This is a genomic window from Pseudoalteromonas sp. 4NS20-0020 (genome assembly GCF_057554385.1).
Genome location: NZ_BAAJMI010000003.1, coordinates 284,844 through 302,132, shown reverse-complemented (window position 1 = coordinate 302,132; position 17,289 = coordinate 284,844). Strand labels below are relative to the sequence as shown.

The 17,289-nt window shown below is 37.9% G+C and carries 14 protein-coding genes and 2 tRNA genes; 8 read left to right on the top strand and 8 right to left on the bottom strand.

Features of this window, described 5'->3' with window-relative positions; all coding sequences use genetic code 11:
- Window positions 1-71: 71 nt before the first annotated feature.
- The 3 genes from AC27JL_RS08565 to AC27JL_RS08555 form a co-directional block, all read right to left on the bottom strand.
- Window positions 72-1,313, bottom strand: coding sequence for an amidohydrolase family protein (locus AC27JL_RS08565; RefSeq protein WP_243530728.1), 1,242 nt, complete (start codon window positions 1,311-1,313; stop codon window positions 72-74).
- A 12-nt stretch (window positions 1,314-1,325) separates the two neighbouring features.
- A complete protein-coding gene (locus AC27JL_RS08560) occupies window positions 1,326-2,708 on the bottom strand; it encodes an amidohydrolase (RefSeq protein WP_487195401.1) in 1,383 nt (460 codons plus the stop codon).
- A gap of 100 nt (window positions 2,709-2,808) precedes the next feature.
- Window positions 2,809-3,594, bottom strand: coding sequence for a hypothetical protein (locus AC27JL_RS08555; protein WP_010556372.1), 786 nt, complete (start codon window positions 3,592-3,594; stop codon window positions 2,809-2,811).
- Window positions 3,595-3,845: 251 nt separating this feature from the next.
- On the opposite strand from AC27JL_RS08555, the gene AC27JL_RS08550 reads away from it, so the two are divergent.
- A complete protein-coding gene (locus tag AC27JL_RS08550; RefSeq protein ID WP_487195400.1) occupies window positions 3,846-4,208 on the top strand; it encodes a DUF3718 domain-containing protein in 363 nt (120 codons plus the stop codon).
- Between the two features lie 68 nt (window positions 4,209-4,276).
- Here the strand turns inward: AC27JL_RS08550 and AC27JL_RS08545 are convergent, their stop codons facing one another.
- Window positions 4,277-4,969 (bottom strand): DUF445 domain-containing protein, encoded by a 693-nt coding sequence (locus tag AC27JL_RS08545; RefSeq protein ID WP_487195399.1) that lies wholly within the window; start codon window positions 4,967-4,969, stop codon window positions 4,277-4,279.
- 124 nt (window positions 4,970-5,093) lie between these two features.
- Here AC27JL_RS08545 and AC27JL_RS08540 point away from each other — a divergent pair, with 124 nt between their 5' ends.
- Entirely contained in the window at window positions 5,094-5,954 is an 861-nt protein-coding gene (locus AC27JL_RS08540; RefSeq protein ID WP_487195398.1) for a fructosamine kinase family protein, read from the top strand.
- Window positions 5,955-6,090: 136 nt separating this feature from the next.
- Window positions 6,091-6,294: a CPXCG motif-containing cysteine-rich protein gene (locus AC27JL_RS08535; RefSeq protein WP_006792887.1), complete on the top strand. Its 204-nt coding sequence runs from the start codon at window positions 6,091-6,093 to the stop codon at window positions 6,292-6,294.
- On the opposite strand, the gene AC27JL_RS08530 is transcribed toward AC27JL_RS08535, so the two are convergent.
- Window positions 6,291-6,917: a riboflavin synthase subunit alpha gene (locus AC27JL_RS08530; RefSeq protein WP_487195397.1), complete on the bottom strand. Its 627-nt coding sequence runs from the start codon at window positions 6,915-6,917 to the stop codon at window positions 6,291-6,293. The two genes, AC27JL_RS08535 and AC27JL_RS08530, sit on opposite strands and share 4 nt — an antisense overlap.
- A gap of 128 nt (window positions 6,918-7,045) precedes the next feature.
- Here AC27JL_RS08530 and AC27JL_RS08525 point away from each other — a divergent pair, with 128 nt between their 5' ends.
- The 4 genes from AC27JL_RS08525 to AC27JL_RS08510 all read left to right on the top strand — a co-directional run bounded on the left by AC27JL_RS08525 (window position 7,046) and on the right by AC27JL_RS08510 (window position 9,944).
- Window positions 7,046-8,407 (top strand): MATE family efflux transporter, encoded by a 1,362-nt coding sequence (locus tag AC27JL_RS08525; protein WP_010556367.1) that lies wholly within the window; start codon window positions 7,046-7,048, stop codon window positions 8,405-8,407.
- On the top strand, window positions 8,379-9,440 hold the full coding sequence (locus AC27JL_RS08520; RefSeq protein WP_487195396.1) for a DUF3080 family protein: 1,062 nt from the start codon (window positions 8,379-8,381) through the stop codon (window positions 9,438-9,440). Before AC27JL_RS08525 ends, AC27JL_RS08520 begins: the two co-directional genes overlap by 29 nt.
- A gap of 113 nt (window positions 9,441-9,553) precedes the next feature.
- Window positions 9,554-9,630 (top strand) — tRNA-Val (locus tag AC27JL_RS08515).
- A gap of 237 nt (window positions 9,631-9,867) precedes the next feature.
- Window positions 9,868-9,944 (top strand) — tRNA-Val (locus tag AC27JL_RS08510).
- 108 nt (window positions 9,945-10,052) lie between these two features.
- Here AC27JL_RS08510 and AC27JL_RS08505 read toward each other — a convergent pair.
- Window positions 10,053-11,768, bottom strand: a complete 1,716-nt coding sequence (locus AC27JL_RS08505) for a glycoside hydrolase family 9 protein (protein ID WP_487195395.1) — start codon at window positions 11,766-11,768, stop codon at window positions 10,053-10,055.
- Window positions 11,769-11,845: 77 nt separating this feature from the next.
- Complete coding sequence (locus AC27JL_RS08500) at window positions 11,846-14,359, bottom strand: glycoside hydrolase family 3 protein (RefSeq protein WP_487195394.1); 2,514 nt, start codon at window positions 14,357-14,359, stop codon at window positions 11,846-11,848.
- A gap of 217 nt (window positions 14,360-14,576) precedes the next feature.
- On the opposite strand from AC27JL_RS08500, the gene AC27JL_RS08495 reads away from it, so the two are divergent.
- Complete coding sequence (locus AC27JL_RS08495; RefSeq protein WP_487195393.1) at window positions 14,577-15,758, top strand: AraC family transcriptional regulator; 1,182 nt, start codon at window positions 14,577-14,579, stop codon at window positions 15,756-15,758.
- 10 nt (window positions 15,759-15,768) lie between these two features.
- Here the strand turns inward: AC27JL_RS08495 and AC27JL_RS08490 are convergent, their stop codons facing one another.
- Window positions 15,769-17,274 carry a tryptophan halogenase family protein gene (locus tag AC27JL_RS08490; RefSeq protein ID WP_487195392.1) on the bottom strand — a complete coding sequence of 502 codons (1,506 nt, stop codon included), beginning with the start codon at window positions 17,272-17,274 and terminating at the stop codon, window positions 15,769-15,771.
- Between the last annotated feature and the right edge of the window lie 15 nt (window positions 17,275-17,289).

Sequence of the window (17,289 nt, the reverse complement as noted above, 5' to 3'; positions counted from 1 at the left end):
GCAACCTTTTAAAGTTAATATCAACTCGCTTAATGAAATCCCAATTGTCGGGTTGATATAACGCTTACTATTTACTTAGTGTAAGCTCTTGGCATGTTTGAATCAGTAGTATAACGGTCACGTAATTTATCTTGGCGAGACTGTGTAGACACCTCAGTGCCATTAATAAACATACGACTTACGTTACTGCTTATTTCAAACGGATCGTTAGTCCACATCACTACATCAGCGGCTTTACCCACCTCAATACTGCCCGCATTAATACCGAATACGTCAGCAACATTTGATGTAACAGCTTTCAGTGCACCTTGTTGGCTCATGCCATAAGATACAGCGTTACCTGCGTCATAGCGAAGCTGATAAATATTGTGACTTGCATCTCCACCAACCGTTAAAAGTACTTTAACACCGGCTTTTTCAAGTAAACCTGCATTATTTAAATTAGCGTGTAAAGAATCGAAGCTTCCTGGTAAGTTGTCCATAGCGCTAATAATTACTGGGATATTAGCTTTAGCAATATGCTCTTTAACAACAACAGCATCCTGTGCTCCACTTAGTACTAAGTTAACACCAAATTGCTCTTTCACTTTAATAAGCTCAATAATATCAGCAGCACGCGATACGCTTATAACCAATGGCATGTCGCCAGAAAGTACTTTAGCCATTACTTTGTCTTCAGTACTTGGTTTATCGTCGTCTTTTTTATCTTTTTTGCTCAATTTAGTTTGATGGGCATCTAGCTTATTAATTAATGTTTGCAGTGTAAAAGCGCGCGAGCCTTTTCTTCGCTCACCTAAATGCACAACTAACGCTGCTTGTTTTTGAACGTCACTTTCAAGGCTGCCACTTAAATCAACCACACTAGCCAAACCTGCAAAAATACTATCGCCGCCATAAGGGGTAATTACATCTCGTGTAACGCCGCCTTTACGTGCATAAGGTATTAAGCTTGAATGTGCGTTATATGCAAGGCTCACATCAAAATCTATACCCGCTTTGTCGTCACCCGCATCGCGAGAGCCTGCAACCGCACCCACTTCAACTAAACCAAGTTGGTTATTGCTTGCAATGAATCCAGGGGTAACAATTTTACCATTGGCATCAATAATTTCATCAGCACTTACTTCTGCCGGGTTAATAGCTGTAATTTTACCGTTATCCATAACAATGCTTGCGCCTTTTAATACGCCTTGCTCTGTTGATGTATGGATAGTTGCATTAATAATAGCCAATGACTGTGCATTTACAGCACCAGAGGCTAGTAATCCGGCAGCAACCAGAGATAGCGAAAACGAACGTGATAAATTTTTCATTCTGGGTGCTCCTTATTTTTGACCTAACATAAAATCACTGGTTGCCTGATAAGTGCTATCGTTTCTATCATAAACTTTTGCACCATCAACAAAAACTTGCTCAGCTTTTGCGTAAACGCTAAACGGGCTTTGGTTCCAAATAACCACATCGCCTTGTTTACCTGCCTCTAGCGAGCCTGTTTTATCGTCAATACCTAATGATTTTGCTGCGTTAGTGGTGATCCACTTAATTGCATGCTCTTCTGAGATATCAAAGCCATTTTCATTAGCACGGTACATTACTTTAGCCGCTTCTTGGTTTAAGCGTTGAATGGTTGTGTCTGAATCTGAGTGAACAACGGCACACGAGTTTTTAACCGCATCAACAATGGCAACGTTTTCTTGAACCATGTCGTAGGCTTCCATTTTAAAGCCCCACCAGTCTGGCCACAATGCAGCACACGAGCCATTATCAGCTAACAAATCTGCAATTTTGTATGCCTCAATACCGTGATGGAACGTACCCGCGTGGTAATTAAATTCTTTAGAAAGGTCAATCATCATCGCCATTTCTTCGGCTTTGTAACAGTGATTGTGGATCATTACTTCGCCTTCAAGAACGCCGCGTAATGTATCGTACTTTATATCGCGATTCGGGGCTTCAGGGTTTTTACCTTCTGCGTATTCTGCATCGTACTTATCCCATGCTCGCTTATATTCTTGCGCGCCAATCCACGCAGTGCGGTAACCAGCCATATTACCCATACGTGTTGAAGGCAATACACCTTTACGACCATATACGCGTTTTGGGTTTTCACCACATGCCATTTTTAATCCATACGGTGCATCAGGAAATTTCATTCCTTGCATTGTATGCGCAGGCACGTTTTTAAGTGTTACACCACGTCCGCCAAATAAATTAGCAGAGCCGGGTAAAATTTGTAACGAGGTAATACCGCCTTCGCGCGCACGGTTAAATCCTGGATCTTGCGGCCAAACAGAGTGCTCTACCCACACTTCGGCCGTATTTGGGCTGGTCATTTCGTTACCATCTTGATGTGATTCTACCGATGGGTTTGGATAGGCACCCAAATGTGAATGAACATCAATAATACCTGGTGTTACCCATTTACCTTGTGCATCAATAGTTGTGTCTGCTTTTACAGCTAAGTCTTTACCTACTTGCTGTACTTTACCATCGACCAATAGTACATCAGCGTCATCTAGGCGTTCGCCAGTCCCTGTAAGAACAGTCGCGTTTGTGATGAGTGTGCTTGTTGCAGAGATTGGCGTGTAAGTACTTGGGTATGGGTTTTTGTTAATAGTAATCTTATCATCTTGCGGGCCATTTTCTTGGCAGCCTACAAGTGCAGCGGCTAAGCCAACTGCTAATAAAGAGGGAGCAAATTTATTCATGTTGTTGGGTTCTCCTGTTTTTTTAATACTTTAGCGAAAGCTTGGGCATAAAGCTAAAAAAACAGGTGAAAACGCGGTAAATTAAGATGAATTTACGTGATTATTTTTTTATATAATTGTTATATAGCTTTTCTAGTGCGCCCTCTGTGGTGAGTGACGGATCTTTGCTGATAAAATGTTTGACCGTGCGGGTTACAAAATCTGAATTTTGCTTATGTAACTTAGAAAAATCTTTAATAAGAGTATTACCATCTTTAGCCGCTGTTACCTTGTCGTGGCGATGACGGTACTGACTAAGGGCTTTGTTAAAATCGCCGTTGTAGTCTTCAACTAAAATTTTATAAAAGTCACTTTTTTGCACATTTAAAGAGGTAATGCAGAAATTCAGTGCGTCTTTAAAATCGGTAAAAACGTTACCTTCTACATCAAACTCTTTGGTTTTTTCGCGCACTGTGACACGTGCCTCTTCAGTGGCGTAACTAAAACCTGTAAATGCCAATCGCTCTGCGGCTTCTTTTCCTAATTTCATACCGGCCTGAATACTATGAGCAAACTCATCACTCATGTCACTTAATTCGTTTTCTTCCCACATATTATAGACACGCAGTGCTTTGGCGTATTTATTAGACAGCTTTTTTTTAATTTTGGTAAAGCGCTCGTCAATAGTCATTAGTCGTTCGTTATGTAATAACGCATAACATTCATAACAAGCAGGAATTGAAATAAAGTCGGCATCCTCGCCTAAATCAATAATACTTTGCAGCATATGAAGAGGCGGACAATGATCGCGTTCAGTTGCTTCGCAGCCACAATAAAAACACTGATTAAAATGTTGTTGTTCGCAGGCATAGGCTTGTTGATAATAACTGGCTAACGCTTTACTCACTGTTTATCCTAAAAATCTACACATCAATTTATGGGGCGATAATACCAGCCTAAAAAAATATGTCAGTATCAATAAATTATTTTTATGAAAGTGTGTCAAAAAACACACTTAAAATATGCTTTTTCATGAGCCTATAAGTAAGTGTGTACATTAAACATACTTGCTTACAGCTTGTTGCGTTTGGTTAACAGCTTTTTTAATTAATTAGTTTAATAATTAGCTTGCAACCGCAAACAACGAGGAAAAGTAAAATGAATACATTTAAAACAGCATTATGTACAACACTTGTAATTGGTAGTGCAGCATTAGCAGCACCTGTATCAGCAACACAATTTGTAGCAGCCGACTCAACGCCAGGCACAAAAATTTGTATGGCTGTTGCGTCTAATAGAGCATATGTACTTCGCAAAACACAGCAGTCATTGAACGTTAAAAAAAGCATTATTAACAATAAACTAACGTGTAATAACTTACCTATGGGTGATTTTGTAGCGCGTTATAATTTAGATAAAAGTGCTAATTACTTAAATATTGAAAGCAGTACTCGCACTTCAATTAAAGATTTAGCAAAGGTGTCGTCAACTGAAATCATTGTTATTTCGTCTCCGCAATAACATGCTTAAACGTTATAGCTAAGCAGGCATAACTATAACCTGCTTAGTTTTATTATTAATTTTATTGCTTAAAGAACACCCGCAATTAAACCAAATAAACCGCCAAATACTCCGCCCCAAACAACTAACCAACCTAAGTGCTCGCGTATCATTGTTTGAATAATTTCTTTCACCATTTTAGGGGTTAATTCATCAAGGCGTTCATCAACAAGTTTAAGTACTGTGCTGTGCAACCCTTGAGCACTATTTCCTTGTGAAAGCGTTTGCGTTACTAACGCTTTAAAGTTCTCTGTTTGAGAAATTTGTGCCAACGAAAGTTGCATTTTTTCAATAAATTTTTCACGCATTGGCTCTATTGCAGCAGTGCCTCCAAACATACCCAGCATGCTACCAAATTGCGATTGCTCTATAACCTCGAGTAAATTATCGAAAGCTGGATTTAAATCAACATTACTAATGATCGGTTCAAAGTCGATATTAGGCTGCGCCTTGTTAATTAAATTATTAATTTTTTGTTCGGAGAAAAACTCAGTGAGTATTAGGTTTCGTATAGCAACTTTAAAACTCTCAAACTTGAGCGCAATAACACCAGACCCATATAAAAACGGCACCTTTTCAAATAGCATATGAATAGCCAATAAATTGGTCACTGCGCCAGAAAGTGCAAATAACCCCACCGACAAAACTACTGGCTGATCAAATATCAATCCTGCAGCTACACAAATACTTGCTAGTAAATTGGTTATAAAACTTTTGTTCATTTTTACTCCATTACAGTTAGCGTCACTTTGTGCGACACATTCGCTAATTTTACAACGTTTAGTTTGTTAAATTAATCCCTTTTTGCCATAGTTTAAGTGTCTGTATAAAATACGAGCAACTATTATGTGGAAAGCAATTAACGAGCACATTAGCCAAGCTACAAATACTGACTTTAAACACACACAAAAGCGACAACTGCAAAGCACAACAACCGATAAATATTTTCATATAAGCAATGGCACACAAAGCTACTTTGTTAAAATTGCGCTCAAAAGCGAGCTTGAGCGATTAGAAAGTGAATCAAGGGGCTTACAGATGCTTGCTAATAATAGTTATTTTAGTGTTCCAACTTGCATTACATCAGGTGCTAACATTGAATTTTCATTTATCGTACTTTCGTGGTTAGAGCTTGATGAGCAGCCCTATTGCCAATGGCAAAAAATGGGCTCTCAACTAGCGCAAATGCACCAAAAGCATGACCAGGCAATGTTTGGCTTTGATATAGATAATCACTTAGCTACCACCGTTCAACCAAATCGTTGGCACAAAAAGTGGGATGTGTTTTTTGCCGAAGAACGCATAGGATGGCAATTACAACTATTAGCCGAAAAAGGCATTAAATTTGCCAAACCCGAGCACATAATTAATGAAGTTAAAGCACAACTACATAGTCATGTTGTGAGCCCATCTTTGTTACATGGTGATTTTTGGCGAGGCAACTTGGGCTTTTTAAAAGGAGTACCGACCGTATTCAATCCCGCTTGTTATTATGGTGATCGGGAAGTGGATATAGCAATGAGCGAGCTATTGGCGCCACTACCCGACGAATTTTATGTTGCCTATAATAAGCAATACCCCCTTCAACCAAGCTATCAAAAACGTAAACATATTTACCAACTATACCCTATTTTAAATCATGCAAATATTTTTGCTGGACACTATCTTACTGAAGCTAAACAACATATCGATAAGCTAATGCAATAAGTGTAAATAAACTGTCATAACACGCTAAACAGACTATATTTAAAGGGTTCTAAGGAGTTCAGTTTTACGTCATTAAGCCGTGGTTAGAATAAAAACATTCCAAGCTCTGCTTAAGTTATTTGTATTTGGAGTGATTATGAAAGACTTTTTATCACAACGTATTAGCTGCCCGTTTTGCGGACACCACATTCATTTGGATTTAGATGCCAGCATGGGCGATCAGGACTATATTGAAGACTGCACTGCCTGTTGCAACCCAATCCATTTAAATATGCACATAGACCATGCACACAATAAATTAGAGCTACACGTAGACAGTGACGACGAACAAATTTTTTAATTTTGATGACGCAGGTAGTTTTCTACGGTGTTAACAATAGTGTAAGTTTGCTGATCGACCTCTATATTTAGCTCATCACCCACTTGCGCTTTACCTAAGTTTGTAATTGCTAATGTTTCTGGAATTAAATGCAACCAAAAGCCCTGATCGTCAATCTCGCCTACTGTTAAACTAGCACCATTAATGGCAACAAAGCCTTTGTACAATACATATTTTTGCCACTTTACCGGTAAACTTACCTGAATTTTGCAGTTGCTTTGAGTATTAATTACTTGATTTATTTTAGCCGAACAGTGAATGTGTCCCGATACAATATGCCCACCCAGTTCGGTGCCAAAAGTAACAGAGCGCTCGTAATTTACTAAACTGCCCAGCTCAAGAAGCCCTAGATTAGTTAATTGAAGTGTTTCGTCAATCACGTCAAAGTGAACTTGCGCGACTACATCTTGGTTACTTAGCTCAACTTTTACTACTGTTAAACAACACCCATTAATCGCAATACTGGCTCCTAAATCTAGGTGTTTTACGTAGTCATCGCTCACCGACACCACTAAACGTAACACACCCTCATTATGGGTTTTAGACACCACAGTAGCTTGAGTTTGTACTATACCTGTAAACATAAAATCTCGTTAAGTTATGACAAAGTAATAGTTTAACGTATCGAATTATAAAATCATTCACTCCTTAGATTTTTATTTCAAAGACAATAGATTACAATTACAGCCTTACTCATTAAATAGCTGTTTTTATGACCTTTTGTAATTGGGAAGCTAAGCGTTTACTTTCTCTCGCGCTGCCTGTTTTTTTAGCACAAGTTACCCTTATATTAATGTCGGTGGTCGACACCATAATGGCAGGTCAGGTCAGCCCTACCGACCTAGCTGCGCTTTCTATTGCTACTGGTATTTGGAACCCACTACTTTTAGCGTTGCAAGGTATTTTGTTAGCATTAACTGGCATAATTGCACAATTTGCCGGCGCCAATGACAAAAAAGGCATAAGCCACTATTTTCAACAAGCTTTATATTTAACCGTTTTACTGTGTATTACAGGCTTTAGTATTGCCTACTTGGCCAACATTATTATATTACAGCTAGATACAAGCCCGGCTATTGCGAGCCTCGCTTTCGACTATATTCAATTTGTTAAATGGGGAGTGTTTGGATTTTTATTTTTTACAACCTACCGAAACATGACCGAAGGCATGGGCATGACAAAACCGGCCTTTTATATTAGCTTACTCGGATTAGCCGTTAATATTCCTGCTAACTACATTTTCATAAATGGTTTATTTGGCCTTCCCGCCTATGGCGGAGCTGGCTGTGGTATAGCAACAGCTATTGTTCTAACAGTAATGGCATTAGCACAGGTCACTTATTGCCAAATGAGTAAAAAGATAGATGCCAAAGGGCTGCTCACACCGTTTGAAAAACCAAATATAACGACTATCGCCACTATTACAAAATTAGGTATTCCTATCTCTTTGGCTACCTTTTTTGAAGTAACACTTTTTGCATGTATTCCACTCTTTATTGCCCATTTAGGAGCGGTTGCTGTATCAGGCCATCAAATTGCAGCAAGTGTTACCGCGTTACTGTTTATGATGCCGCTAAGCCTCTCTATTGCCATTAGCATTCGAATTGGTAACTTGTATGGCCAGAATAAGTTCGATCAGTTAAAAATAGCCGTATCGACAAGTTATCTACTGGCTATATTAATCGCACTGTTCTTAGCGTTTATAACATTTATAGGTCGTGATGTGATAAGCCAGCTATACACAGACAGCCCTGCGGTTATTGCCCTTGCGACCTCAATTATGATTTTAGCCTGTATTTATCAACTACCCGATGCCTTGCAAGTTGCAGCAAATGGCATTTTAAGAGGATTAAAACACACAGCCCCTATTTCTTACATCACGTTTATTTCGTATTGGTTAATCGGCTTTAGCTTAGGCTACGTATTGGCAAGAACAGATATAATTGTGCCGGCAATGGGGCCGCACGGATTTTGGATTGGTATAATTGTCGGGCTCACCGTTGCAGCCATTTTGTTAATGATAACCGTTAGTAAGCGCTTTAAACATGAACCATTTATTAGCCAACAAGCTTAATTTAAATAACATAAAGCAGTTAGTATTAGTATGCGTGCTACTAATATTAACCGTTACTATGCTAAGTGCTTGCACAGAGGCCCCTAGCAATACAAACAATACCTACATAGAACGCCTTGAAAATATAACCGACAACAAATCAGAAGACCTCCCAGCGCTTAATTCACTCAAATTAAACCCGTTAACCGAACTCAACAACAATAAAATAACACTGGGTATAGTTGAGCTTGCCGGGATCAGCAGCTGCAATTTAAATGTGGTGATAAGTGAGCACAATAACCAACTGGGTAAAACAGCAACCGCTGCAGGGCGTTTAAAATATCAAATAGACTTTATTCAACACGCCAACAGCTGCTTAGCCTCGCTCGATGAATCCTCAGTAACGTATAAAAAAATACATGAAGCAAAAAATCAAAAACAAGCTGATTTACTACATTACTTTAATGCAGCCCTAATAGAGGAACCAGAGCTTAACCGCACGTGGTCACTAACCGCTTCAGAATTAAGTAAAGAACCCGCAGGCTTTAGCGACACAATTGAGGCTATGCGTAAACTGACTGCTATTAAAGCGCAATTAGCTCAGGCTCAATTTGCCGAAATAAACACAGATGCAATTTACCAAGCACTCGAAACGCTTAATAAATATAGGTTTAATCAATCATTAATTAAATCTGTCAGGCAACAAATAAGGCTAAATAAAATCGCCACGGGGTTGGTGCATAACATCAATTTAAGCACCCTATGTCCAGTGGGTAAAAACAAAGATAAAGCTAAAATAATGAATAATATATTTCAAAAGTACTATCTTTCACAAATTCAGCCTTACCAAGCACAACTCATTGGTTTTCTTGAAGTGCTTCAGCCTTTATTAAATCAACTGTGGTACCAAGAACGTGTAACAACTAATGAAATTAATCAGCTGATTAAAGCAAACTCAAATACCAATTTATTAAATCAATTGAAAAGCTCAGCTAAACAGCATGTTATTTGGTGGCAAGAGTTTTATAAAACGTGTGAAATCAGCCCAATATGAATAAAAAAACGGCAAATAAACCTAAAAACACGAAACGTGCTTGATTCACCAACCGCCACGCTATATATTAGCGGCCGTTGTTAAGCAATTAACACTTACTTAAATATAGTAATACGACTGTAGCTCAGTTGGTTAGAGCACTACCTTGACATGGTAGGGGTCGGTGGTTCGAATCCACTCAGTCGTACCAATATTAATCAGATGTATAATTGAAGGAAAGAGCACTACCTACTCTTGACCACCCGGTCCAAGGGTCAGTGACTCAAATCCATTCAGTCGTACCAATATTAATGAAATGTATAATTGAAGGAAAGAGCACTACCTACTCTTGACCACCCGGTCCAAGGGTCAGTAACTCAAATTCACTCAGTCGTACCAAATTTATTCTGATTTATTGAATAAGTTATATTTAAGAACCTCAAATTGTACGACTGTAGCTCAGTTGGTTAGAGCACTACCTTGACATGGTAGGGGTCGGTGGTTCGAATCCACTCAGTCGTACCAATTCAAAAAATATAAACTCAAGAAAATCTTCTCCCTACTTTTATAGCGCTTTCCTTGGGTCAATAAATAGAATCAACTGAGTTGTGCAAATTAAAACTTATAAAGTTGCTAGTCAGAGAGCGCACCAAGTACATACACAAGTGGCGCATTCCAATTAATCGCAACCTCGTTAGTTGAAAAGCTACACCAATCGTCAACGTATGATTTTGCTGGCTCATTGAATAAGTAGTTACAATTATCTTGTTGTCCTGAATGAGGGCCACCTACAAGCATTCCTGGTACAGGTGCAACAACATTATCACTGTGTGAAATTCGATGATGTGGATACAAAGGTGTTTTAGTGCCAAACCCAGTAACAAAAGAGTACCCCGTAGGGTTTCGCCCTAATACATAATCGACAAGTCCATGAGCTGCATTTTTATAATCGTTATTTTTATTTATCTGAGCGGCTTGTAGCAAAACCATCGCTTTATTTAACGCGGCTGAGTTACTCCCCCATACAAAGTCTGATTTTTGCATAGCAACATTGTATGGACTGCTTTTATGTTGGTTTAAATATATATCAGCTAAGTCATTTTGCTTTATTTTAAGGGCTTCGTATTCTTGTTTAGACAATAAGTCCTTTGCTTTAAACAGCAAACTACTCAAAGAAAGGTACGATACATTTCGCCACGCTGGAGCCACGTAATCAATATTTATCTCTTTATAAATAGTGTAAAAGTTTTTATTTTTAGTGGTTATAAATAACTCTGCAGCGGCCCAAGCAAATTCATCCTTTAAATAATGATCTCCATATTCACCGCTTTTAATATCACTTGGTTGCTCATAATATTGTGTTTGGTTTAAAAGCGCCCAACGCCATGCTTTTACGGCTGCATTTGAATATTGCTTACTCTTATTGGGGTAGTAAGGTTCAATCACCCGGCTAGCCATGGAAAGCGTAGCTGCAAAATTAAGGCTTGCTGCTGTTGATTTCCCTATTATTAAGCGTGGGCGTTGATCTTCATGTGGCATTTCATTCCCTGGCCATTCACGAGTTGTTAGCTTATGATATACACCCCCATCATCGCTTTGCATAGTGATCAGCCATTCAAGATTCCATAGGGCTTCGTTTATAATATCAGGAACGTTATCTTCAGATTCAGGTATGTTTAGGGTTTGTTTTTTATAAACATCAGGGTAATGTTCAAACGCTGCAAGCAGTGTATAAGTGCTAATACCTGAGTTAACAACATACTTGCCATAGTCGCCTGCATCATACCATCCTTTTTGTGAGTCTATTCGTTTGCCTTTGTACCTAGGCTCAGCAGAGGGATGATAGCCAATAATGTCATCTTTATGACCCATTGGTCTTGCATAAATTCCCGCGAACTTCTCTTCAATAGGAGTACTAGAGCGGTTCAAATAATAATATCTTAAAGCGGCTTTACTAAGTGAATCATAAACATCATCACTAATTCGAAATAATGAAGAATCTGCAACACCCTTTACACGCAAAAAATAGTGACCCGACGTGACAACTTCAGAAAAATCGGCAAGCTTGTGACCATCATTGCCAGAAAGAGTCCATATTTTAGCTGCGCTCAACTGAGCGGTATAAACCACCTTGTTCGTTTTCGCATTAATTACATCAAATTGCGAAGCTGTTACGTTCGGTATTGCAGCAATTTTTTCACTTTTATTTAAGTAGCCTAATTGATTAATTGCAATTTGCTGATTTGAGGATAACTTACTTAATTTACTAGGATTTTTTTTTACTAATACCGAGCAAGAGGTCAGAGCAAGCACATTCAGTAGCAGTAACGATAAAATAATATGTTTCATATGACCCTTTCATATAAATAATGTCGAAGCAAAAAATAGAGCACTTGCTATTGAGTTATAATAAGTGCTCTTGTTTATTATTCACTGCACTTTAAAGTGGCCATTTTTTGTGCATTGGGTTCAAATTGAACATTAGCAATTCGTATTTTAGCTGCGCCTTCGCTTGTTAACACAAAGGGGGCACTCGAGCGTTCAAACTCCACTCCACTTTTAGCAAAGCATAATAAATCTATAGAAACGGTATTCCAGGTGTTCAATTTAAACTCTTTTAGCATGGGCGAAATATTCAGCTCTGCGCATTTACCTTTTGCGCATCCCATTTGAACATAAAGTTCATTTCTAGGAGGGGTTTCGACTCTCACATCAAACGTTAGCGCGCTTTTATTGATCAAATATTGAGATAGATCTTCTCGGTACCAGGATGAGCTAATCAGTACAGAAGCATTATTAGCACCACTCCACGTAAATTCTTTTGCATCACCTTGAATATTTTTATCGGCTTCAATCATCGTTAAGCCTTTAATATTTCCTGATGGCGTGTGGATGTCTTTTGTTTGTCCACCCGACTGCAATTGATAATTCCAGTCCCCTTTCGCTCTTCCTTGCATTATTTGATAAGGGGTGTTGACAGGTGTTTCAAAAATAAAGTCATTCTTTGTACTTAATTTATTAAGCATCACATTATCTTTATAGGTTAACCCAAATCCATACGCAAAAAGTGGATCATAGTTTTCATCGTAACGATTTAATACAACTTGTGATGCATATCTAGGCCATGAAAAGGAAAGCTTGCCTTTAAAATCAAATTGAATATTGCCCTCATTATCTTTAAACAAAACATCAGCTACACCAACACCTTCACTACCAGGTAGCCAAGCTGCTACAAACGAATCTGATGCATTGATTTCTCTGTTTACCCATAAAGGTCTGCCCGATAAAAACACTGATACAACTTTTATACCTTGTGATTTCAATGACTCGATTAATTTGGCGTCACGGTGAGAATGAGCCTGATAAGCAATTGATTTTAGATCGCCAATCCACTCTGCATACGGATTTTCACCAAACACAACAATGGCAACATCTGGTTTTACATCAAAACTACCATCAGGGCTTAGCACTGCATTGCCGCCCGCTTTGTTTACCGCTTGCTTTATACCATCAAAAATTGACGTTCCCCCTGGAAAATCAGATTTAACATTACCTTCGCCTGTCCAGTTAATTGTCCAACCACCCGTTTGCTTACTCATATTTTCAGCACCATCACCCGCAATTAATACCTCACTATTTGGGTTAAGTGGTAAAAGGTTATTATTATTTTTCAACAACACTAACGATTCTCTAACTGCTTGCCTAGCAATTGCTTTGTGCTCAGGAGCACCTAATAATTGTTTTTGGTTAGCATATTTACGTGTTGATGGAAGCCCTTTATCGAATAGCCCCGAACGTATTTTAACGCGTAAAATACGTCTAACTGCATCGTCTATACGTTCAACAGGGATAATTCCATCTTTAACCTGCTCTACTGTATTACCTATAAAAGCCTTCCAATCTTCTACAACCATAAACATGTCTAGTCCGGCATTAACAGCCTGCGGACAGCTATCATTGCTACATCCGGGTATTTTACTGTGCGAATTCCAATCACCCACTATAAAACCATCAAAACCAAGTCGCGTTTTCAAAACATCGGTAAGGAGATATTTGCTGCCGTGTAAGCGCAAGCCATTCCACATATTATGCGAGGCCATTATACTTTGCACACCGGCTTTAAGAGCTGGCAAATATGCCGCCGCATGATTTTTAATTAAATCACTTTCACTTTCTTGGTTGTCACCTTGATCAATGCCCTGATAGGTGCCTCCGTCACCGACCCAATGCTTTGCGGTAGAGTAAATATGATCGTCATCTAAAAAGTTAGCTGTGTTTACTTTCCCCTGAAGGCCTTCAATCACCTCTTTAGCATAGCTGGCAACTATTTCAGGGTCTTCAGAATAACTTTCGTAGGTTCTCCCCCATCGATCATCCCTTGCGACGGCAAGTGTTGGGGCAAATGTCCAGTCTATACCTGCAAGTAAAACTTCTTTCGCTGTGGCTTCTCCAATTTTATAAATTAAATCTGGGTTACGTGTTGCACCTAATCCAATGTTATGTGGATATAAAGTAGCACCAATAAATTTGTTATTGCCGTGTACTGCATCAATGCCATATGTAACGGGAATAGCTAAACCGCCTTGTGATGTATCCATTGAGGCTAAATAAAGCTCGTCCATAAAAGACACCCAATCAGATACACTCGCATTACGGTTATTGTGTAAAAATGTTCCACCACCATTCAAAACCGATCCTAAATGATATTTTTTTACATCTTGAGGCGTTACCCAGGTTATTTCTGCTTGTACCATTTGTCCCACTTTTTGTTCTAGTGACATTTGGCTTATTAAATGAGTAATACGTGTTTCCAACTCTGCATTTTTTTTTATTGCTGGTTCAAGAGTTGGCCAAAGTGTTATATCGTTTTTAGCAACTGTGTTAACAGACGCAACGCTCATAAAAGAGCCAAGTAAAAATGAAGAATAAGTTAATTTCATTAATCTAATAACCTGATACTTTGTTAGTGTGGCAAACAGTTTTATAACAAATGCAGCATAATGTCGTTCAAATAGAGGTTTTAAGCGTATAAATGCACGCAATTTACTCTATTTGAACGCCCGGCTATTTCAAATATTAAAGATTATTAGATAACATACAACGACAATGAGAACACACGTGTACCAAACAAAAATTTTAATAAAGGTGTATTAAATTGTGAAAGAAGTACTTTTTAACACTCACGATCTCGCTTTAATTTTTACCATTTTTATATGCTTATCATTTAGTGTATTTTTAGTAACATTAAAAAAGGGTAATAAACTTAGTAACTATTTACTTGCCTGCTTTTTATTAACTCAAGCTGCAATTCCTACGGATAACCTTATTAACTTTGGTGAGGCATTTCGAGCGTTTGCGTTAAGTTTATCACCCAATCTATTTTACACATTTGGATTAGCTTTTTGGTTGGAAGTCCCTTTGCTTCTGCTTTATATCAAATCGTTAGTTAACAAAAATTATCAGCTAAAAAAACACGATTCGCTATTATTCATACCATTCATTTTTTATGCCGCTTATTTCACTGTTGATTGGCTTATGATAGAAAATAGCATCAAATTAAATGTACTTAAAAATGACACAATTGAAACCACAGCATTTATTGACCGAGCTATTTATTTTTTTCGGGAGTGCTTTCGATTTTCAATTAGCGTTTTATGTTTTTTAGAGTTACAAAAATACCAAAAAAACATTAAAAATGAGTTTGCAGAGCTTGAGAGTGTCGACCTAACTTGGCTTAAATTCCTTGTGATTGGTTTTTTAGTTGTGCACCTAAATTCAATATTTGTCTCTTTGGGTATTATTATGTCTTACGAGATAGGTATTCTAGTTGACCATGAATTACTTGGGCTTACAGCTAATTATGCAATTCTTTTATTAATCACAAGCTTAATCTACTTTAGTGCTGGTAATTCAAGAATATTTCAGGGTATTGACGATGAACTAACAGCTGAACAACATAAAGCTCCAGATTCGTTTGAACCCGAAAAAATACAAAAAATCGAAAGCTATTTGCTACAAAATAAGCCTTATTTAAACCATTTACTCACACTTGATAACCTAGCAAGTCAGTTAAGTATGGGAGCAAGAAACTTGTCATCTATAATTAATAGGCACTTTGGTAAAAACTTTTTTGAGTTTATAAATTATTACAGAGTTGAAGAAAGTAAACGGCTGTTACTTTTAGAAGAAAATAAAACAGTGACCATGTTAGACATTATGGATAAAGCAGGATTTAACAGCAAAGCAACTTTCAATACATTTTTTAAAAAACTTGTGGGCGTAACACCCACTCAATTTAGAAAAGAATATTGGGAAAGCCAAAACAAAAATTCGAGTTAAACCCCTAAAGCTAGCGCGTGTAGTTTTTTAAAATATACGCCTCATGATCAGGCATAACATCAGCAGAGCGGCTAATAACCGACTCTATATTTTTAAGCCTACGCTTTATTTCATCTCGGGATAGCCTATCAACCAATGGATGATAGCTTTTAGGTTTAATCCCTTGACCGTGCATAACTGCAAGCCAAGATGTTTCGTTAAATAGCTCGTTATCATGTCTAAAAATACGACCATTTTCACTAAACATCTCTATTTTTTGCTTCAACGAATCAGGCATTTCTATGTTTTTGCAATAACGCCAAAACTCACTGTCATCTCTATTTGTTAGTTTATAATGTAAAATAATAAAATCACGTATACGATGATATTCCGTCTCAGTTTGCTGATTAAATAAATCAATATCACACTGTGTAAAATCTTTACTAGGGAATAATGTCATTAATTTTGCTATCGCCGATTGAATCAAATGCAGACCGGTTGATTCTAACGGTTCTACAAAACCTGCTGATAAACCAATAGCGATACAGTTTTTATTCCAACTCTTTTTGCGCATACCCGTTACCCATTGCAGCTGGTTAATATCTGCTAAAGCTTCAGATTCAATTGTATTTAAAAGTAAAGCGTGTGCTTTATCATCGCCCATAAATTCACTTGAATATACATACCCATTACCTACTCGGTTTTGCAGTGGTATTCGCCACGTCCAACCTGCACTTTGTGCTGTAGACTGAGTATAAGGGTTAAGTAATTTCTTAGATAAACACGGCGTAGCAATCGCTTTATTACACGGTAATAAATGAGTCCAATCCTCGTAGCCAGTTTTAAGGGCCTGCTCAATTAGTAGGCCCTTAAAACCAGAGCAATCGATAAATAAATCACCATCTAATACCGTATTATCATTAAGAACTAACGATTCAATTTCCCCTGAAACTGGGTTTAGGTTTACCTCGTCAACTTTACCCTCAATACGACACACTCCTCTGCTTGTGGCATAATTTCTTAAAAATTTAGCATAAAGTGTTGCGTCAAAATGATAAGCATAATTAATACCTGCTAACGCGCTGTTTTGCTGAGTTGACGGATGCATAAATTTATTTGCATACGCACCAACCGATGCAAGTGAGTAGCTAGATAAGTCGGAAAATTCAGGATCATTTTGCATTTTCAACCAAAAGTGATGAAAAGGCAGTGCCTCCATATTAGTGCCATAATTTCCAAATGGGTGAAAATAACGGTGTCCTTTTTCCTTCCAATCTATAAATTCTATACCTAATTTAAACGTCGCATTAGTAAAACGTATAAACTCAGTTTCATCTATATCAAGTATGGTATTAAATAATTGAATTTGTGGGATTGTAGCTTCACCTACAGATACAGTACCTATGTCTGCAGACTCCACTAAAGTGATTTGACAATTATCGCAGCCAATTACCTTAGCTAATGCAGAGGCGGTCATCCAACCTGCTGAACCACCACCTACAATAACAATCGATTTTATATTATTTGCATCATTCATAATGTTTACCTAAAA

Excerpts from the sequence above, each read along its gene's own strand:
- AC27JL_RS08560 (WP_487195401.1), bottom strand. The coding sequence starts at position 2,708 with ATGAATAAATTTGCTCCCTCTTTATTAGCAGTTGGCTTAGCCGCTGCA.
- AC27JL_RS08490 (WP_487195392.1), bottom strand. The coding sequence starts at position 17,274 with ATGAATGATGCAAATAATATAAAATCGATTGTTATTGTAGGTGGTGGT.
- AC27JL_RS08525 (WP_010556367.1), top strand. The coding sequence starts at position 7,046 with ATGACCTTTTGTAATTGGGAAGCTAAGCGTTTACTTTCTCTCGCGCTG.
- AC27JL_RS08530 (WP_487195397.1), bottom strand. The coding sequence starts at position 6,917 with ATGTTTACAGGTATAGTACAAACTCAAGCTACTGTGGTGTCTAAAACC.
- AC27JL_RS08535 (WP_006792887.1), top strand. The coding sequence starts at position 6,091 with ATGAAAGACTTTTTATCACAACGTATTAGCTGCCCGTTTTGCGGACAC.
- AC27JL_RS08540 (WP_487195398.1), top strand. The coding sequence starts at position 5,094 with ATGTGGAAAGCAATTAACGAGCACATTAGCCAAGCTACAAATACTGAC.
- AC27JL_RS08520 (WP_487195396.1), top strand. The coding sequence starts at position 8,379 with ATGAACCATTTATTAGCCAACAAGCTTAATTTAAATAACATAAAGCAG.
- AC27JL_RS08545 (WP_487195399.1), bottom strand. The coding sequence starts at position 4,969 with ATGAACAAAAGTTTTATAACCAATTTACTAGCAAGTATTTGTGTAGCT.
- AC27JL_RS08565 (WP_243530728.1), bottom strand. The coding sequence starts at position 1,313 with ATGAAAAATTTATCACGTTCGTTTTCGCTATCTCTGGTTGCTGCCGGA.
- AC27JL_RS08500 (WP_487195394.1), bottom strand. The coding sequence starts at position 14,359 with ATGAAATTAACTTATTCTTCATTTTTACTTGGCTCTTTTATGAGCGTT.
- AC27JL_RS08505 (WP_487195395.1), bottom strand. The coding sequence starts at position 11,768 with ATGAAACATATTATTTTATCGTTACTGCTACTGAATGTGCTTGCTCTG.
- AC27JL_RS08550 (WP_487195400.1), top strand. The coding sequence starts at position 3,846 with ATGAATACATTTAAAACAGCATTATGTACAACACTTGTAATTGGTAGT.